The organism is Roseivirga sp. (assembly GCF_049099775.1).
In the GTDB taxonomy this organism is placed as follows: Bacteria; Bacteroidota; Bacteroidia; order Cytophagales; family Cyclobacteriaceae; genus Roseivirga.
Genome location: NZ_JAGDZM010000033.1, coordinates 1 through 1,964, shown reverse-complemented (window position 1 = coordinate 1,964; position 1,964 = coordinate 1). Strand labels below are relative to the sequence as shown.

At 40.9% G+C, this 1,964-nt stretch carries 1 protein-coding gene; it reads right to left on the bottom strand.

Annotation, left to right across the window (positions count from 1 at the left end):
- The coding region (locus tag JXQ92_RS19270; protein WP_421988284.1) for a Calx-beta domain-containing protein at nucleotides 1-1,964 on the bottom strand (1,964 nt) is incomplete at both ends.

Below are 1,964 nucleotides of genomic sequence, written 5' to 3'. Positions count from 1 at the left end.
GAAAGTTCGGTTTGCATGCTCTCGCCCCCCCTAAAAAACCTAAACCGATGGCTTTGTAAGAGCAATAACTCATTGGCATCACTGGCATCACCTGAAACCGCGTATGAAATAACACCGTCATGACTATCCGTAGTTTGATTCACATATAATGCGGAAACCGCATCCGTTGGAAAATCAGTGAAGTTTGAACGCACCAAACGGTCGTCAATACCATCGAACACTACTCCTCCATAGCCATTTAACACATTAGCACTATAGCTAGGGAGTGTACTGGTGCTGCCATTGCCTTCTGATAGGTTATTTGAATTGCCAGAAACATCATCCCATGAATTTAAACTTGAGCCCCCTGAATTGATACTCCCCGGAGTCAGCCATAGCTTGTTAGTACCTGCATCACCTACCCCACCCGGACCTGAGTAGCCAACATACGGGCTGTCTTCAATCCGATAAACTAGTTCAGCAGTGCCAATTGATATTTCTTCATTAAGATTCGAGAATACAATTCTGAAGTCTTCGTCACTTTCTGATTCATCATCCTGTATAATACTTATAACATATGTTATGCTAGTAGTACCTGCTGGAATCACAACGGTTTCGTCTATCTCCTCAAAATCTTGACCAGCAATCGCCGAAATGCTTTCAGTAGAAATATTAACGATCACATCATTAGAAGGAATGTAGTTGATCGTAATTTCTAGACTTATATCAGTGCTCTCATTATTCACAGTATTCAGCGTTGTTATATTAATCGTAGGATTTATAATACCTACTGCCAAGTAATCATCATCATCAACATCTAAAAAGTAGGAGTAAACGGTCTCCCCTAGGTTGGAGTTTGCTTCGTATACTTTAGCTCCGCTGCTAAAATCCCCATCACTATCTACCATTAGTACAATTTGTGAATACCCGGAAGGTAATGCAGGCATTTGCCCTAAATCCAGTTTATACTCTATACTACCTAACTCCCCTGTTTCACTAACCCGCCATTCTCTGGCTAAACGCTGGGTATTAGGGTCACCATTAGCAGTCTCGGTTGTCGTCCAAGTGCTATAATCACCGTTGTCACTACCTAATAGAAAATATTCGCCATTTGCATTTAAACCTGAACCACTTGCAATGCCTAAACCACTCTCAGATACAGATTCGGTATGAAGATCGTTACTCGTCTCACGACCTACGCCTATCACATGATACTTGTGCGTGCTTTCGTGGGCGTAATAATCATTAGCAATAGGAATATTATACTTGGCAGCCAGATAGTTGTGAATAATGATCTGCTCGGCTGAATTCAACTCATCATCAAAAACAATGACCTCTGCAAAATCTCCTGCATGAGAGGTAGCCGCACTAAACCCACTACTCAAACCAGCCATGGTAAAACTACCTCCATAGTAGATTAGACTAGGAGACTCGGATTGACCATCAGGAGGATCTTGATAACTATTTTGGATGTAATTCACAGCACCATCGACCCAATATTCCATTTGACCAGTAGGGCCACCAGCCCCTATTAGAGACCCGCCAATACCAGCAATATGAAATGCCCCATCGTTCAGCGACTGGTTCAAGTTGTAATCCATTGTTGTTCTATTTACTGTTAAGTCATTACTATGCTCAATGGTATAATGAGCATAAGTATAATCTGGATGTACATATTTAAATAAGCGATCATTACTGTCTGTCGTTTTATTAACATAAATCAATGAAAACTCACTATCATTCCATACTCCAGAGCTTCTGGTTAGAGCTGAACGGTATAAACGATCATTTTCAGTATCTGTAAAGCGAACTATGGGAAACCCATTTACTCCATTTTGAATATAGGTAGGGCTATATTGAGCAGCGGGAGGACTCAGTGCATTTGTATTGCCTGAATTATCTGGCCAATTACTTAAATCTATGCCATTAGTTAAACCAATGAGTTCATCGGCCCTAAGCCATAAAATATTATTAGTAGCATCACC